Origin of the sequence: Maribacter aquivivus (genome assembly GCF_900142175.1) — a bacterium.
Lineage (GTDB): Bacteria > Bacteroidota > Bacteroidia > Flavobacteriales > Flavobacteriaceae > Maribacter > Maribacter aquivivus.
Genome location: NZ_FQZX01000001.1, coordinates 2,211,406 through 2,228,461, shown reverse-complemented (window position 1 = coordinate 2,228,461; position 17,056 = coordinate 2,211,406). Strand labels below are relative to the sequence as shown.

The 17,056-nt window shown below is 37.2% G+C and carries 4 protein-coding genes; all 4 read left to right on the top strand.

Going from position 1 to position 17,056, the window contains the following annotated elements; translation table 11 throughout:
- The first annotated feature begins 157 nt into the window (after positions 1-157).
- Complete coding sequence (locus BUC31_RS09400; protein ID WP_073243344.1) at positions 158-12,988, top strand: T9SS type B sorting domain-containing protein; 12,831 nt, start codon at positions 158-160, stop codon at positions 12,986-12,988.
- A gap of 138 nt (positions 12,989-13,126) precedes the next feature.
- Positions 13,127-15,175 carry a DUF11 domain-containing protein gene (locus BUC31_RS09395; RefSeq protein ID WP_073243342.1) on the top strand — a complete coding sequence of 683 codons (2,049 nt, stop codon included), beginning with the start codon at positions 13,127-13,129 and terminating at the stop codon, positions 15,173-15,175.
- Between the two features lie 64 nt (positions 15,176-15,239).
- Entirely contained in the window at positions 15,240-16,142 is a 903-nt protein-coding gene (locus BUC31_RS09390; RefSeq protein WP_073243341.1) for an ABC transporter ATP-binding protein, read from the top strand.
- 12 nt (positions 16,143-16,154) lie between these two features.
- Positions 16,155-16,988 (top strand): ABC transporter permease, encoded by an 834-nt coding sequence (locus BUC31_RS09385; RefSeq protein WP_073243339.1) that lies wholly within the window; start codon positions 16,155-16,157, stop codon positions 16,986-16,988.
- Positions 16,989-17,056: the final 68 nt, after the last annotated feature.

Here is a 17,056-nt window from a genome sequence, read left to right as displayed (position 1 = left end):
CAAATTTACTTACAAAATAATCAATTCAATTAAATAAATTTTACCAAGCATATAGAATTTACTCCTACAGTTACATAAATCGCACTTATACAACATTTTTTTAGCCAAGAGGAAAAAGGTTGCTTTATTTGTTTTAGTACTACTTGAAACCATACCGATGAATACGCACATTAAAACTAACATTAAATTTCTTCTGTTCTTACTAATTGCATTTAACTCATTCTTGGGTTTTGCACAATTGAGCGACCTTCATTATTTACCACCAATGAAACAAGGTCAAAATAAACAAGCTATAGAAGACCAAGCGATATATTTATCAACTCCAGAAACGACACCTTTCAATGTTTACGCCTATCGAGGTACTTCCAATACTATCGTAAGTACATTTACCATTGACAGACTTAACCCTGGTGTATGGACTTTGGCTGATGGTGATAACAATATTACCCTAGTTACTAATGCTAACACTGGTACAGTACTTACCAATAGTGGTTTACGTTTTATATCTGCGGGTGGAGAAAAATTTTATGTTAACTACAGAGGTAACTCTGGTGCACAAGCTGCGTCACTGACAGCAAAGGGTAGACAAGCAATGGGTACCAATTTTAAATGGGGAGGTGTACCCAACAAAGGTGCTCAAGTATCTAAATCTAATACCCTAGGTATTATGGCAACAGAAGACAACACAACAGTTGTCTTATCTGGTTACGACCCTGGTTGCGAATTTAGAGTAGGTAATGACAGAGCCGGTATAACAGCTAATTCCCACACCATAACATTAAATGCAAATGAATCTTTTGTGTATGAAACTTATATAGGTACTTCGCCAACACAGGCTCATGAAGATGGGTGGATCGGGGCTTCTATTGTAGCTACAAAAGATATTGTAATAAGTAATGGATCCATGAACTTTGGTAGTGAAGATGGACAAAGCCATAGAGATGCCGGTATAGATCAACCAGTACCTATTAATAAACTAGGTAAAGATTATGTATTTATTAGAGGTAATGGTTCTACTAGCGGACTTACGGAGTTTCCTTTAGTAATAGCTACGGCAGACAACACACAAGTATTCGTAAATGGAGGCACTACGGCTATTGCAACTATTAACAATGGTGAATATTTCAAAATACCAAGTTCTTATTATTCCAATAATTCAGCAGGTGCAAATATGTTCGTACAAACCTCTAAAGATGTTTATGCGTATCAAAGTTTAGCTGGAGCAGCTGCAAATTACACTCAAGGCCTAAACTTTGTAGCACCGGTAAATTGTTTATTACCAGATGTAATGGACAATATTCCAGACATTAGAAACATGGCTGGTACTGATGTTACCGGTGGATTAACGATTATTGCTTCTGTAAACACTCCAGATGCCAATGTTAAGGTATTTGAAAATGGTGTAGAGGTTTCCAAACCAGCTTCAGACCCGGTAGCTGGCTCTGATGATTGGAAAACATTTTTTATACCCAATCTTGACGGAGATATTAACGTGACCTCTACTGGACCAATGGCTATTGGTTTTTTTGGTTTTCATGGCGCTCGTGGTGTTGCCGGTTATTTTTCAGGATTTGATACCGTACCAGAAGTTGTTTTACAAATTAACGGAGGTGTTGAAGGTGATTGTTTTTCTGGTTCAAGTATTTTTGAAGCTTCTGATGATAATTTCGATGCTTACCAGTGGTTTTTTGATGGTGTTGCCATCCCTGGAGCGAATGCCTATGATTATGCCGCAACTATTGCTGGTGATTACTATGTAAGAGGGACAAAAGGACCATGTACCTACGATTCACAAACCATTAAAATTTTCTACTGTGAGCCAGATGTTCAAATTATAAAAACCGTTGACAAACCTGAGATAACAGAGGGGGAAACTGCCACATTTACTATCAGAGCAGAGAACTTATGGTATTTACCAATCACTAATCTTCAGGTAACCGATAATATTCCTGCAGGGTTAACCTTGAAAGGGGCTTCTACCATAACAGGATCATGGAATGGAAATGTTTGGAATATAGGCACATTGGCACCGGGCGAAGTTGCATTCTTAACATTAGAAGTAACTGCAGACGAAATAGACATCTTGCCTTTACTTAACCTCGTCAATATAGCTACCAATACTCAAGACCAAACGGACGCAAACATTACAAGAGATGAGCCCTCTGCCCGAATTATAGTGCATAACGATTTTGATAATGACGGTGTTGTAGATAGCGTTGATTTAGATGACGATAATGATGGTATTTATGATTCCGTTGAACAAATGTGTATCATTTCTAGTGATGTAAATTTCACTTCACCATCAAGCACTGCACAAGGTGGTACTGCCGTAACAGAAATTTTCTCCAATTTCTCTGGTTTTTGGAGAAGTTCTACAACTTCAATAAATCCAGTATTACCAAACTTATCACACGAATTATTAGCATTTACCTCCGGAGGAACCACTTTTACCACTGGGGTTGCAGACGATAATCTTTATGACTCCAACGGGAATGGTTTATCAGACGGTATAGACTCCAATAATGATGGAATTTCGGATATTTCGGCCACAGAATCTAGCTGGATGGCATTGACCCCTTCAAATAATATTTATAGCGAGGCTACCTTTGAAGCAAATTTAAATGATGGGAATAATGATAATGCTTTAGGATTAACCGTTATAAATGACCCTACCACTGACCCATTAAATCCTTTATTGACCCACGGGCAAAATGGATTGGATCTTGGTACCGGTATTGTTAACATCGGCGATACATGGACTTATGAAATAGATCCTATTGTAGCAACTAACGTTGGCGATGGTATACCAGATATATTATTAACTCAAGTAGCAGACCCAAGTGGTGTCGGTCACGTTGTAAGTCTTTATGATGCAACAGGTGCTCCTCTTGGTAATGCAGTGCGTGTAGAGGCTTACAGCGGAGGAGCACTTGCTGATGTTGTCGGTAGGTACAGGTTAGATATTTACCACGCAAACGGAAGTGTTTTCTATAACAATACCACTAGAGATTACCGTTTAGCAACAGTAGAATTGTCAGAATTTGGTATACCTGCGGCTAATTTAGCTGACGTGGCATACCTTCGATTACAACTTAGTTCAAATGCAGATGTTGCCTTTTTATCTTACAATACAGCTTCATTTTCTGGTTTTTGTGCCAATCTAGATACTGATATGGATGGCTATCCTGATCATTTGGACTTAGACAGTGATGATGATGGGTGTAGTGATGCCAATGAATTTTATAAAGATGATGCAACTGATGGTGGTGATGGTGGTGAATATGGAACGGGAGTTCCTGCAGTTGACCCAACAGATGGTACCGTAAATGCAGCATCTTACACTCAAGTATTTGCACCGGTAGTTGTTTTAGGCAACACTTCTGAATTATTGGGTGGTACAGATATTAACGGAGAGAATGTAGATTTAGGCGATACTTACAACTATGTATTAAGATTTCAGAATACAGGAGATGATCATGCAACTGGTTTTACGATCAAAAATGTATTACCAGATAATGTAAGCTTAGATAATATAAATATTGATGATGCACCAGGAGTAACTAGTAGTTACGAGGAAAGCACCAGAACTATAACTTTTACGATACCTGATGCATTAGTTCAAATTGATGATCCCGAGTATAAAATAAAAATAACGGTTTCTCTTTCCGGTGACTGTTCTGAGTTCGTAGCGGCTTGCGCTTCTCAACTCGAAAACCATGCCTATGCAACATATTCTGGCACTTTAAATACCAATACCTTTTCTGACGAAGATGGCAGTAACCCAGCAGGTGCCTGTACCACTACTTTAGAGGTTGCGGCTAACAATGTTTCTGATGCATTATTAAATTGTAATGTTGCACGTTCAGTAGAACTTTGTGGTGCTAGCGGAACACTTTCTGCAGGTTTAGGTTTTGATACCTACACTTGGGCTATAGATACTAATAATAATGGATCTATAGATTCTGGAGATACTATTTTAAATGACGGTACTTCAAACACGTTGTCAGTAACTACCGTAGGTAACTATATAGTTGAAAAAACATCAACATCTGGTTGTGCAAACCATACAGAATTGATTACTGTTGAACGATATGGGCAAACACAGACCAACCCAATTATTAGTTACTTAAATCAAGTAAATACCGACAGTAATCCTGATAATGATATTCAGGGTGAAACCGTTACTTGTTCCAATGATAATAGTGATATGCCACATATTTTTCTTTGTGGTGAAACCGATAGTGCATTTATTCAATTAGGTATAACCGATGCATTGAGCATTAAATGGGAAAAACTTGATGAGACCAGTTGTAACGTTGCTACTTGTGGAGATGTTAGTGATAACTGTGCAAATACAACTAGTGGTTGGACATGGAACGAAGAAACAGCTGCAGACAACTTTACGGTAACCGAAAGTGGAAAATACAGAGTAGTTATAGGATATGAAGGTGGATGTTTCAGTAGATTCTATTTCAACGCATACCAAAATACTTTAGATATTCCTGAGCCAGATTCATCTGATATCATTTGTGATACAGAAGGTTCTATTAGAGTAATAGATTTAGGTAGCGGTTACGGTTATCAGTTATATGATGTTGAGAATAATTCAATCGCAGTACCATTTAGTGCTGGTCAAGGTCCTAATTTCGACATCGCAACTAGCGGTACATATATAGTACAGATTACACAGCTTAATCCATCAACAGGTGCTCCAATTGAGAACAGTTGTGTATTCGAAACCGAAGAAATTGGTATTGCTGAAAGAATTTTTGAAGTAACCCCTAGCACTACTCCGTTCGATTGTAACGATGCTGGTACAATTTCTATACAAGCATTGAACGTTTCACCAGAATATAGCTATGAGCTTTACTTTGATAACGGTAGTGGTGGTAAAGGAGCTTTAGTAGCCAACAACTTAGTATCGTCTGACAACACCCATACATTTACAGGTCTTGCAGCAGATGATTATGTTATTGTAACTACTACCGTAGATGGTTGTAGTATTGAAAGTACTATTACGGTAGACGAAATTCCTGAACTTAGGTTAACAGCAACAAATCAAGAAAATATTACGTGTACTTATGGTGTAATAAATCTAACAGCTACTGGTGGTACAACAGGGTACGAATATGCTATCTATAGTAAAGATGGCATTGCTCCTTACGCTGACGAAACTACTATTCCCGATTCAGATTTCACATCTAATCCATCATTTTTATTCGGATATGAAGGTTCTCCTTCAACATATGTACCTAATGAAGATGGAGAATATGTGTTTGTAATTAGAGATGATAACGGATGTTATGGACTTTCGAATATCGTACAAATGGAAGATTTAGGCACTATAACAATAGGTGCATCAAGTACAGATATTACGTGTGCAGATTCTTCTACAGCTGTATTGACAATTACTGCTTCGGGTGGTAATGCTCCATATCAATATAGTCTGGATGGTGGTATTACTTATCAAACAGAAAATTTCTTCAACAATATTTCAGCAGGTAATTATACCATTACAGTTATGGATTCTAGTGGTACTGCAGGTAATGGTTGTATAGAGACTTATGAATATGAAGTTACCCAACCATTTACGTTAACGGCATCACCTTCTATTATAGAAGATGCGTCTTGCGATACTTCTGGTGCTGCAACGCCTACTGCTTTAGTAAAGATTTTAAATGCAAGTGGCGGTCAAGCTCCGTATCAATATAGTTTTGACGGAGGAAGTACGTTTACAGTAGTTGACGAGCAACGTTTAACACCAGGTACATATCAATTAGCTATAAAAGATGCTTTGGGTTGTGAAACTCCTTTAGAAATTACCGTGCCTACAGCCGCTATAGACCCTACTTTCACGAATGCTATTACTTATGAATGTAATGGGGACGGCGTAGTAACGATCACCCCTTCTAACACAACAGACTTTACCTATACTTATAAATTAAACGGTACAGATAACACACCATTAGATAGCAATGTTTTCAATAATGTTGCTCCAGGCACACAAACAATTACTGTTGGCTATACAAGTTCAATAGCTGCCGACCAAAGTACTTTATTCCTTGAAGATTTTGGGTCTGGTGTAACTACACAGATTGCGGAAATTGGGGCAGGATATTGCTACGAACCACAAGATGGTACGGATACGGACTGTAATTTAGGTCCTGCAGGAATTCTTGTCAATGCTGAATATGCAGTTACAAACAGAATAACCAACCCTAATGCTTCTTGGAGAAGTCCTAATGACCATACAGGTGTAACCGATGGTAGATTTATGGCAATTGGGGTAAGTACCTCAGCAGGTGACAATAATATTTTATGGTCAAGAACAGGATTAGAAGCACTTGCCAATCAAGATATCACCATATCATTCTACGCTTACAATATATTAGTTGATAACGCTTCTGGTAATGACCCAGAAATATTGGTAGAATTGGTTGATGGTTCTGGTACTATAATCAGTAGCCAAGCAACGGCAGCTGTTCCACAAAATAACAATGCAGACGACTGGCATTTAAGAACGGTAACGTTTAATCCTGGTGCAAATACTGCAGTTGGGGTTGTATTACGTACCAATCTAAATAGTGATAATGGTAACTTCTTGGTATTAGATGATATTCAGGCTTCACAGACTCCTGAGATATGTGAAAAAACACAAGATATATCAGTTATAGTAGAAACTGGAAAAACTTTTGAAGTAGCTATTTTAGGTAGTACCGATCCTACTTGTAACGGTAGTGACAATGGTAGCATTCGTTTTGAGGTTTCTAATTTCGATCCTACTTTTGGATATCAATATTCTCTAGACGGTGGTACAACATGGACTACGGAAACAACATCTCCAATCACGACACCCTTAGCGCTTGCCGATGGTACGTATACAGTTATGGTCGAGAAAATAGACGATAATACGTGTACGGCAACCTCAGCGACATCGGCAACGTTGACATCACCAAATACATTAACCGCTGATCTTCAACAAAAAGCAGAATTTACATGTTTTAATACAGGTGCTACTTTACAAGCATCTGCAACTGAAGGCACACCTGGTTATGAGTATCAATTAGAATTAACCGATAATACTATTGAAAGAACTTTTAGTACCTCACCACAATTCTTGAACGTACCTGCTGGCGAGTATCATGTTAGGGTTAGAGATCAGAATAACTGTGAAGTTATTTCAACTACTACAGTAAACGTAATTCAACCAGATACCATAGCTTTTGGTTTAACAGCCACACAATGTTATGACGGTCAAAACAACGGTACAGTAACAGCTACTGTAACTGATGGTAATGGTAATTATTCATTTAGAATTAACGGCGGAGCATGGCTAACACCTTCTCCTATTACAGAGGTAACATATACATTTAGCAACTTATCTGAAGGAACCTATGATATTGAAGTAAATGACCAATATGGTTGTGCTTCAGCTATTCAATCAATAACAATAGCGCCGACAATTTCACTTAGTGTTGTCGCTGTAAATGCAAGTTTATGTGCAGATGGTAGTTTAACTGCAACAGCTTCAGGCGGAGACAATAATTTCGTGTATGCTTTTATCCCTTCTGGAAATACAGTTACTGATGCTGATTTCTCAGCAAGTAATTCAACAACAATTGCGCTGGCAAATATTGGGAATTATGAAATTTATGTAAGAGATAAGGCAAATGCTACAGATGCTTGCCAAACAATGGTAACCGAAACTATTGCGGCCAACCCAGTATTAGACATATCAGCAGTAGCAACAGACCCAGATTGTCATGATGGCACTGGTACTATTGAAGTTACTATTAACGACGGACTATCTCCTTTTGATTACAGATTGGTAGATGTTACTAATGGTACACCTGATCAAATACAAACAAATGTTGTAGGTACTACAAAAACATACTATAACCTGGCACCTGGTGAATATGACGTTGTAATTACAGACGAAGCCGGTTGTTCAGAAACAGAAACGGTAACCATTATAGCGCCAGCTGAGCTTACATCTGATATCCTTTTAGCATATGCTAGTGATTGTTCAGGTGGAGCTACAGAATTTGGTTTTGACTTTACCAATGTAACTACAGGTCTTGCGGGTACGCTTGAATTTAGTGCTGATGGAGGTACAACTTGGCAGCCATCACCAATATTTAGAGGGTATACTTCAGGAGATGAAGTTTTTCCTTCAATACGTACAAAAGATGGCAGTAACAATTTAATTTGTCAAACAGATTTACCAAGAGAAATAATACCATATCCATTAGATGATTTAGATATTACAACCACATCAGTAGTTGAAAACTGTGATGAATTAAAAGTAACGGTACAAGGTGGCGAAGGTGTACCTGGCTACGAGTATGCTTTCTCTAACGACCCATCAAACTTTGATGAAAGCATTGCTACATGGTTTCCTGGCGGTAGTCTTCATTTAGATGGCAGCGCAGTAACTGCAGGTCACGGTAGCTATCAATTCACGAACTTAATACCAGGTAGAACTTATGTATTCTATGTTAGGGATAACAACACACCAAGTACTTGTATAAGACAAAGTACTGTTAATGTAAATGAAATTGCTGGTGGTCTACCAATGACCATTACACCAGAAATTAATCCTTCTTGTAATTTAGCAAACAACGGTGAAATTACATACACAATAGTTGATGAAGATGGATTGACAGAAAATAGAATGGAATGGACCTTATTTGATACCGATAATAACATTATCGATCAAAGTGCAGGTTTTGTGGCCTATAGTAATACTATTACAGTAAGTGGCCTTTCCGCTAATGAATACTATATTCAGGTAACACAAATAGACGATGCTGGTGCTCAACAATGTATCAGTGCCAGTGAAAATGCTATTCTAAATGAATTAGAGATAATTACAGGTTCACCAGATTCTATTCAAGATATTTCGTGTGAAAATCCTGGTCTAATCAAGATAGACAATGTTCAAGGCGGTGGAGGTACTTATTTCTATACCATTACAGGTCCTGCTCCTTTTGCTACTATTACAACAACTGGCGATAACCCTATAGCAATTGCGGCAAACTCACCTGCAGGTACTTACAACGTAACAGTAGAAGATCAATATGGTTGCTCATATAACCTAGGCGATGTAACTATGAACTTTACGGCTGCACCAACAATAGATGACGTAGTAATTTCAAATTGTGGTACAAATGCATCTGTAACTATAGATGCTACAGGTACAGGAACTATTCTTTATTCTATTGATGGCGGTAGTACATACCAAAATAATGGTGGAACTTATAACACCGTAGCAGCAGGAAGTTATACTATATTCATAAAAGATGCTACAGGTTGTACAGAAGACACTAATATAGTGGTACACCCTACCCTACAGGCTTCTGCTAATTTAGATAAGGCACCTGGTTGTGATGCTGGTTTTGAGGCTGAAATAGCTATTGAAGGTATTTCAGGTTCTGGAAATTATGAATTTGAAATTCTTGACAGCTCATCTAATGATGTTGAAACAAGACAGGCGTTACCCGGTGGTGCTATGAATGTTCCAGTAACCGTTCCAGATAATACGGTAGATACAATTTATACGGTCAATGTTTATGATATAGGCACGGCTTCACCAAATTGTAGTAGAACTTTTGCAGTAACTATTCCTGCGGCTACGCGTCCAGATTTCATGGCAACTCCTATTGAAGTTAGTTGTTCAGGTGCGGAAGATGGAAGCATAGAACTGGTTCAAGTAAATAATGGAAATAATCCGTTAACATATACGATAAACCCTATGCCTGCAACGGCTATTTGGGATGCAACCACCCAATCTTTCACAGGTTTACCTGGTGGCTCATATGATGTAACCGCAAGAGGCCCTAATAACTGTACCACAGTAAAAACAGTGGTTATAGATGAAAATGCAGCTGTAACATTTACTGCTCCCGTTCCTGACCAATTTGGTTGTGCCACAGGTAATGATGGTGACAATGCCACAATAACAATAGACGCAAGTTCAATTAATGGTGGTAGTGGAACATACAATCGTTATGAATTTATAGATGATGCAACTTCGAATGTACTTCAAAACAGCAGTAGTTTAACCTATACGCACACAGATGCGGCCGGTGGTGATATTATTGTTCGTGTATACGATGACGAAGGTTGTTCTACAGAACATATTGTTACCATAGACCCTTATGACACTTTTATTGACGCAACAGTAAATGTAGATAGAGATTTAGACTGTGTAAACAGTGGAGAAAATATTACTATAAATGTAAATAGTACTGTAACCAACACTACGGCAAATCTTGCTAATTATGAGTTTAGAATATTACCATCTGCCACGTACCAGACTGGTGACAATACTTTTACAAACTTAGCTATTGGCACTTATACTATTGGTATTAAAAATGTAACTACAGGTTGTGAAATAACAAGAACCCATATTGTAGAAGACCCAAATACATTTAGTATTGAAGTGAATAAACTTGCAGATGTAGTATGTTTTGGAACAGATGGGGCTATTGAAGTAACGTTTACCGACGCTACCTACACAGGTGATTTCAATTGGGAAGTTTTAAATGCCGATGGAACAGCTACTACACGTACAGATGATGCAGATACTTTTACAGGAACAGGTACAACAGCATCTATTCCTGTTGCAGCAGGTAGTTATATTTTAAGAGCTTCACAAGTTGGAACTCCTGAATGTATTCAAGAAAAATCATTTACGATCACATCTCCAAGTGCTGCAATAACTTTAGCAACGATAGAAACAAAAGATGTTGGTTGTAGTAATGACATGGGTAGTGCAAACATCACTCCTAATGGTGGTGAAGCTCCATTCAATATAATGTTAACAAATGTTAGTTCAACAACAACTTATACAGCAAATCAAGTAAACAGTAATTTATTTACCGGTTTAAGTGATGGTCAATATACAGTAGAAGTAACCGATAATTTAGGTTGTACAGAAACTTTTACCAATGCGTTTACCTTAACTCCGCCAGAACCGATTGTTGCTAATATTCAATCTGTTGTAGGTTTAGAATGTGAAGGTGATACAGACGGTATTATTACTGCAGCGTTTACGCCAAGAGTAGTATCTACAAATTACAGATACATTCTTAAAACATATGATGGTGATGGACCTGGAGCTAACCTTTTACAAACATCTAGTTCTCAGACCACAGCAACATTCATGAATTTAAGATCAGGATATTACAGTGTTACTATTCTAGATGACTTAAACTGTTCTGATGAAACCAGTATCGTTGAAATTGCCGAACCAGTTGAAGTTAGAGGTCAATTAATAACTGAGCAAAGAGCAACATGTTTAGATGATGCGCAACTGTTATTAACTGCTTCTGGTGGTACTGGTCCATATATGTGGAACACCGATGGTACATCTGCATTCAATGCTATGAACGAAACCAACGGACCTAACACCCATCTTTTCACAGGTGTGTTGCCAAATACATATCAGTACTATATTCAAGATAGTTTTGGTTGTGTGTCGGTACTAAGTAACAGCGTTACTATTAATCCGATTATACCGTTAACTATTACGCTAGATAATGACAACCCAACTATTAGCTGTAATGGTGATAATAGCGGAGTCATAAATGCAGAAGCGCAAGGCGGGTTAGGCAACTATCAATATGCCCTATTCTCTGATGCAGGATTAACAAATGAAGTACGTGCAAATCAACCAACAGGTCTATTTACAGATTTATTGGCGGGACCATATTATGTAAGGGTTCAGAGCGATGATTGTGAAGTATCCTCTTTATTGATTTCAATTACCGAACCAGATGAACTGCTAATAGATACTGCAAATACTACTTTTAATGATGTCACTTGTCATGGACAAGAAGATGGTGTTATTACGGTAAATATGCTTGGTGGTTCTGGTGTATATCAATATGCTATTTCACCAAACTTAGATCGTTTTAGTGATGACAATACGTTCGATGAATTGGCACCTGGTGATTATATTATTATTGCACAAGATTCTAACGGTTGCTTTGAACTAGTTGAAGCTACTATTGAAGAGCCAGATGTATTAGAAATTACAACTGCAACCACTCCTGAAATTTGTGTAGGTGAAGAAGATGGCACAATTGATTTAACCATAATAGGTGGTACTGCTCCATACAGCACCCGTTTAGAATCCGAAACTGATTTTATACAAGACAGGTTAAGTTTTACAAACTTGGCTGCTGGTGATTATATCATATTTATTGAAGATGCACAAGGTTGTGAAGAAACAATAATCGTTACTATAGATGCCGGTGTTGATTTAAGTGCCGTTGTTGAACCAGTTTATGAATGTGATGGTAACAGTCCTAGTAATTATGTAAGTATAACTTTGAACGACCCAAGTATTGAAAATGATATTCTATTTGGTTTGGACACCGTAGATCCATTAGAAATGCAATTAAATGGTAGTTTCAGTAATTTAACTCCTGGCAATCATTATATCAGTATTTCTCATGCAAATGGATGTATTGCTACTTATGATGTCGTTATAGAAGCTTTTGACCCGTTAGAGCTTACGGTTGTAGAAAGTAATATTAACCAAATTACCGCAACTGCTGTAGGAGGAAAAGAAAACTATGCGTTCTATATTGATGGTGTTGAACAAGGTTCAGAAAATATATTCTATATAACCGAAACAGACACCTATGACATTACTGTAATTGATGAAAATGGATGTGAGGTTACACAAAGTATTTTCATTGAATTCATTGATATAGAAATTCCAAATTTCTTTACTCCTAATGGCGATGGTCAAAACGATTTTTGGATGCCAGAAAACATAGAGGTTTATCCGGAGATTTTCATCAGCATCTACGATCGATATGGTCGTTCTGTCTTCACCTTCAAGGATAATGAAGATGGTTGGGACGGATTCTATCAGGAAAATGAGCTGCCAACTGGAGATTACTGGTACGTCATTAAATTAAATGGTGCTGAAGATACTAGAGAGTTTGTAGGAAACTTCACATTGTATAGATAAGTAAATTAATAGAGGTAGCTAATTCAGCTACCTCTCCTTTTTACATATTAACCACTTAATACTAGTATTATACAACTAATAATTGTGGTTTTAAGGTGATTTAAGTTTCTTTACCTCAATGCCCCCTAAAAGCTTATAATGAAGCAAAAGTTAATTTTATTTATAATATTCATAATGGTTACCACAGCTGGTTTTTCCCAGTTGAGCGACCTTCACTATTTACCACCATTAAAACAAGGTGGTAACAACCAAGCTGTTACCCAACAGAGTATATACTTATCAACTCCAGAAACCACAGCGTTTACTGTAAACATTTATCGAGGCACATCTACAACTATTTATAGCACAACTACATTATCTAAAACTATACCTCAAGAAATAGCGCTACCCAATGGCGACAATGATATTACAATGATGAGTAATGGTAATACTGGTATTATTCTAACCATTGGTGGTTTACGTTTAGAAGCTCCTGGTGGAGAAAAATTCTATGCGAATTATAGAGGTAGATCCGGCTCACAAGCAACTTCCCTTACAAGTAAAGGAAGGCAGGCGATGGGAAATCATTTTAAGTGGGGAGGAACTCCAAATAAAGGTACTCAAGCTAGTTTAACAAATTCACTAGGCATAATGGCTACTGAAGATGGCACTACAGTAACGGTTTCAGGATATGATCCAGATTGTGAGTTTAGATTAGGTAATGATAGAGATGGTATAATAGCCGATTCTTATACCATAAATTTAGATGCCAATGAATCTTTTGTTTTTGAAGCTTATGTTGCAGAAACTCCTGCAAATGCAGATGGTTGGTTAGGTGCAGATGTTATTTCCAACAACCCCATTGTTATAAGTAACGGTGGTCTTAACACTAGTGTAAGGGTAGGATATTCTGGTAGAGATGCTGCTATTGATCAGCCAGTGCCTCAAAATAAATTAGGAAAAGAGTATGTTTTTATTAGAGGTAATGGTACAAGTGAAACCGAAATACCTATTATAATCGGAACACAAAATGGCACCAATATTTATGTAAATGGTAGCACAACAGCTATAGCTACCATAAACGATGGTGATTATTTTGAAATACCAGAAAGTAATTATTCCGTTTCTTCAGCAGGTGGAAATATGTTTGTAACCACTTCAAAAGATGCCTATGCGTATCAATTAATGGCAGGTGCAAGTGCAATTTACACGCAAGGCTTAAACTTTATTGCTCCCGTAAACTGTTTGTTACCAGATACGGTAGATAATATTACACACATAGAAGATGCAGCCGGAGTTACCATGACCGGTGGCGTAACGCTTATAGCTTCTACTACAACACCCGATGCCAATATAACAGTAGAGGATGGCAGCGGCCCAGTAGCCCTACCAGCGCCTTCTGCAGTGGCAGGAACAACCTTATGGAAAACATACTATGTTCCAAATTTAACAGGTGATGTTACTGTAAATTCTACAGGTCCTATAGCAGTAGGTTTTATAGGTTTTAGTGGCGCAAGAGGTATTGCCGGTTACTTTTCAGGTTTTGATACCGTACCAGAAGTAGACCTTCAAGTTACTGGAGGTGGTTGTCTACCAACAGCTGAAGTAGAAGTTGTGGACCCTAATTTTGATGATTACCAATGGTTTGAAAACGGAGTATTAATTGCAGGTGCAGATAGTGCTACATATAAACCAACACAAGCTGGTGATTACTATGTAAGAGTTACAAAAGGCGGTTGTACTTATGATTCTCAACCTTTAACGGCCTATTATTGCGACCCAGATGTGGTCATAAAAAAAGTGGCTGACCAGAATACAGTTAGCGATGGCGAAACTGTAACCTTTACCATTACCGTAGAAAGTTTTGGTATAAACTCCATTTCTAATCTTGTAATTACAGATATTTTACCGGACGGCATTTCATTATTATCATCTTCAGTTTCAAAAGGTAGTTTTACTTACCCCAACTGGTCTGTTGGTAGTATGAATAGTGGCGAATTGGAAACTTTGACTTTAGTAACGCGTGTTTCTTTACCAGATGTGAATACATCAACTGCAACATATACCAATAACATTAGTAATTCTCAAGATCAAACAGATACTAATATTACTACTGATGACCCTTCAGAAACGGTAACTGTCAATTTTAACACACCAAAAACAGTAATCACTAATAGAAGAATCACCTTCAGGGCAACAGCAAATTAAATATTTATTGTAACAAACCTTCAAGTTTATCGTCAAGTAGTTGTAACCAATCAAAAAACTTGACGTGAGTACTATTCTAACAGTCAATCATCTTACCAAAAAATTCGGGCACCTAACTGCAGTAAAAGATTTATCGTTTACTATAGAAAAGGGCAATGTTTATGGTATTCTTGGACCTAACGGTAGCGGCAAATCAACTACCCTGGGCATTGTATTAAACGTAGTCAATAAAACCAGCGGAGACTTCGCTTGGTTTGGTGGCGATACCTCAACCCATGAAGCATTAAAGAAAGTGGGCGCAATCATAGAACGCCCAAACTTCTACCCGTACATGACCGCTTTGCAAAACTTAAAATTAGTTTGTAAAATCAAAGATGTATCAGTAAATAAAATTGAGGAAAAACTAGATTTAGTGGGTCTTTTGGATCGAAAAAATAGCAAATTCAGGACTTTTTCTCTTGGGATGAAACAGCGTTTAGCTATTGCCTCTGCCCTATTGAACGATCCAGAAATATTAATTTTAGATGAACCTACCAATGGTCTAGATCCACAAGGAATTCATCAGATCAGGGAAATCATAAAGACAATTGCTGCAAAAGGAACAACAATTCTATTGGCATCACATTTATTAGATGAGGTAGAAAAAGTATGTTCACATGTAGTCATTTTAAGAAAAGGCGAAAAACTGTACGCTGGCAGGGTAGACAGCTTACAAGCAAGTTTCGGTTTTTTCGAATTAAAATCTGATGACTTAGAAAAATTAACATCGTACTTGAATACCAACGAGCATTTTGGAAGTATAAAACAAGATAATGGTTTGGTTACTGCAATTTTAACTTCAGAACTAGATGCACAGTCATTAAATAAATTACTTTTTGACAAAGGTATTATCGTATCTCATTTAGTAAAACGAAAAGAAAGTTTAGAAGAGCAATTTCTAGCCTTAACTAAAAATGCTAACGCCTAACAACCTACCATCATGATACGATTACTTCAAATAGAATTTATAAAACTTTGGAACAATAGGGCTAGCAAAGTGCTCATTATTTCATATTTCGCGCTTTTGACCTCTATCGCATTGGTAGCAGCCATCAAATTTGATATAGGTCCTATAAAGTTTCACTTAGCAGATCAGGGTATTTTTAACTTTCCTTATATCTGGCATTTCAACACATTTATCACAGCGTTCTTCAAACTATTCTTAGCCATCGTTATTGTTTCAATGATGTCTAATGAATACAGTAATAAGACGATAAAACAGAATCTAATTGACGGACTCTCAAAAAAGGAATTTATACTTTCAAAATTCTTGACGGTTATAACTTTCGCGTTAGTATCTACTATTTTTGTATTTATAGTTTCTTTAGTTTTAGGGCTTATTTACTCTGATTTTACCGAAATTTCTATCATTTTAAGCGATTTAGAGTTCCTTTTGGCATTTTTCATTAAACTAACAGGTTTCTTTTCTTTTTGTCTCTTCTTAGGTGTTTTAGTAAAAAGGTCAGCTTTTGCACTTGGCTTTTTAATTTTATGGCAAGTTTTTGAAGGTATTTTTAGAGGTATTATTCGATGGAAATTTTTTGACGGGGAAACTACTGATATCGTTATGGGCTTTTTTCCGCTACAAGCAATGTTCAACCTTATCAAAGAACCGTTCTCAAGATTAGGAGCTGTACAATCTGTGGCCAACCAAATGGGAGAAAAACTCGCATTAGATTATTACATACATTGGTATGAAATTTTAATTGTAATGGCATGGATAGCCATTTTCATTTATGGGTCTTATGCAATTTTGAAAAGACGAGACCTTTAATTTAGCTATTCTAACAAGTAATTTATCTTGATTATCAGTGCTATAAAAGTGTAGATTTTCATTTTGTA

Coding starts and splice junctions, on each gene's coding strand:
- BUC31_RS09400 (WP_073243344.1), top strand. CDS start 158: ATGAATACGCACATTAAAACTAACATTAAATTTCTTCTGTTCTTACTA.
- BUC31_RS09395 (WP_073243342.1), top strand. CDS start 13,127: ATGAAGCAAAAGTTAATTTTATTTATAATATTCATAATGGTTACCACA.
- BUC31_RS09385 (WP_073243339.1), top strand. CDS start 16,155: ATGATACGATTACTTCAAATAGAATTTATAAAACTTTGGAACAATAGG.